The organism is Brevundimonas sp. (assembly GCF_031082345.1).
Taxonomy (GTDB): Bacteria; Pseudomonadota; Alphaproteobacteria; order Caulobacterales; family Caulobacteraceae; genus Brevundimonas.
The window spans coordinates 1-2,541 of record NZ_JAVHLH010000123.1 but is presented as its reverse complement, the minus strand read 5'-3'; the positions used below and the strand labels follow the sequence as shown (position 1 = coordinate 2,541).

Below are 2,541 nucleotides of genomic sequence, written 5' to 3'. Positions count from 1 at the left end.
CTTGGGTGCGTGGGATCCGATCGCTCATGATCCTTCAGAAGCTCTACGCCACCTCGAAGCGAGGCTCCGCGCCGAGTACGTAAATCCAACGGATTTCGAACTTCGGATCGCGCGCCAAACCCACTCTGTGACGCTTCGCTTCCTGGAGAACGAAGAAGAAAAGTTTGGCGTTGATATAGTGCCGGCTTACTCCTCCGAAGTGAACGAGTTTGGGACCGACATGTACGTCGTTCCCGAGATTGCCGTCCGTCCTCACCGCGAGCGACAACAGGTCGTCGAACAGGTATCGCGAGGCGAGAAAGCGATGACCTGGATCAAGTCCGATCCCCGGGGATACATCGCCGTTGCCTCAGCCATAAACCAAGCAAACGAGGATTTTCGAAAAGCGGTCAAAATCGCAAAAGGTTGGCGATCAGCCTGCAAGAGGGCGGACCCTGATTTCGCATTGAAGTCCTTCCACTTGGAACAGGCCATAACCCGTTCGTTCGCAGCGCATCCAGACGTCGATATTTTCGGTTCTGTCTTTGAATTCTTTCGCGCGCTCCCGGACTTGGTTCGCTATCCGCAAATCCCCGATAGGGCAGACCCCGAGCGAAATATCGATGCGTATGTTGCGGACCTAAGCCATGCGGACCGGACAAAAATCATCCGCTCTCGGGATGCCTTCCTCATCAAGCTTGAGGAACTGAACAATTCGGATGCAGCGATGGCGGACCTCCTCTTAGCAGGGGAGCGCCACCGCGCGAGTCAGACAGAGGCCTATCTCTTCGACTCCGGTATTCCGATGCTTACGGAAAGCGAGTTTTCGATAACCGCCACCGCACTGGAGCGCGCAGGCAGCTTCCGACGGATGATCTTGGATCGCCTTGGCCGCATCGGTACTGACCGAAAGATCGAGTTCCGTCTCGGTGCCGACGCTCCTCCTGCAGACGTATACAAATGGAAGGTCAAGAATGACGACGCCAGTCCGGAACCCCGGGGCGAGATAACGGACCATAGGACACATCAGGACCCCGAAAACACGAAGTACAACGGAACCCATTATGTGGAGTGCTTCGCTATCCGTGACGGCGTTTGCGTGGGGCGGTCCCGTCAGAACGTGGTGTTGCAGTGGGGTCAGGGTTAGCCACGCGTTGCCGGTTGCTGGGACGTGCACCCTGAACCACCACCCGGCAGTGTGAACCGGGGACGTCAGGGACTTCGGGGACATTGTTTACGTCTGTTACGTCGTCCTCGAAGTGCGCACACACGCTCCGTAGAAGACGCACGAACTCGTCACGCTTTGGCATCTGATCCATGGCCTCGACGAGTGCGCAAAGTACCCCGGTTCGATCCTCATCCCAGTCCGCCAGCTACGGCGTCAAGGGGGCGGATTGCGCGCGCGAGAGGCGCTTCGGGGCGAATGTTCAGCAGATTAAACGCTCTCTGAGCGGCGGTAGCGTCTTAGGTTTGGCATGTCCCGATACCCCGCGGGACAACGCACTCTGCATCGGATAACATAGGGTTGTGACCAAAGCAGACACCAGTCTGCGGTCTTAGAGACTCTCCATGTTCATCGAACGGATCATCCTCACCAACTTTCGGTGCTTCGGGCCCGAACCAACGCCTCTGCCGCTCGACGCGAGCCTAACGACCTTCGTTGGCACCAACGGTGCTGGCAAGACGGCGGTGATGCAGGCCTTGCAGCGCATGTTCGGTATAACGGGAGACCAGCGACGCGTCCGCCGCCAAGATTTTCATATACCCGTCCTTGAGCCGGAACCCGTCACTCAGCGTGATTTCTCGATTGAGGCGATTATCGCCTTTCCTGAGTTGGATGGAGACGGGGCTGAAGGGGCAGCGATCCCTGAATTCTTCCATCAAATGGTGGCAGACGAAGACGGCCAGTTGAAATGCCGATTCAGGCTCCAGGCGACGTGGACGGATGACGGATCTCTGGACGGCGCAATCGAACAGAAGCTTTTTGCCGTCCGGACATTCGGCGCTTTCGAGGAGGCCGAATGCGTTGAACTGAAGGCGATTGATCGGGCCAGAATCCAAATGGTGTACGTCCCGGCTACGCGGGATGGTGCCTCTCAGGTAACGGCATTTTTGCGCGGTCGACTTTGGCGAGCCATCAACTGGTCGGACGGTGTCCGTGAGGCATTTACAGCCGCGGGTGGGTCACTGAACGAGGCGTTTGGCGGGGAAGCTGCGGTCGAACTTGTTGCAGATGCAGTGAAGCGACGTTGGCAGGAGGTTCATACCGCTGGGACTGACACTACCCCGGTGTTCCGTCCCGTTGATCTTCGGTTTCAAGAGTTCATCCGAAAAGTCGAAGTTATGTTCTGTCCTGATGAGGCGGGCAGGGAACGAGCGCTCGACGATCTGAGCGACGGTCAACGCTCGCTTTTCCACCTCGCGATGACTGCTGCGACGCTGGACGTCGAAAGTCGCATTGCAGCTGACCCGGCCACACTGGGGTTCCAAGCCGATGGCGTCCCGCTGCCGGCTCTGACGTTGATCGCGGTAGAAGAACCTGAGAACAATCTGGCCCCGTAT

General features: G+C 57.8%; 2 protein-coding genes. Both read left to right on the top strand.

From position 1 onward, the window contains the following. A partial coding sequence (locus RDU12_RS09220; protein WP_374990204.1) for a hypothetical protein occupies positions 1-1,126 on the top strand: 1,126 nt, incomplete at its 5' end. Positions 1,127-1,548: 422 nt separating this feature from the next. Next, on the top strand, positions 1,549-2,541 hold a 993-nt coding region (locus tag RDU12_RS09215), incomplete at its 3' end, for an AAA family ATPase (protein ID WP_308684488.1).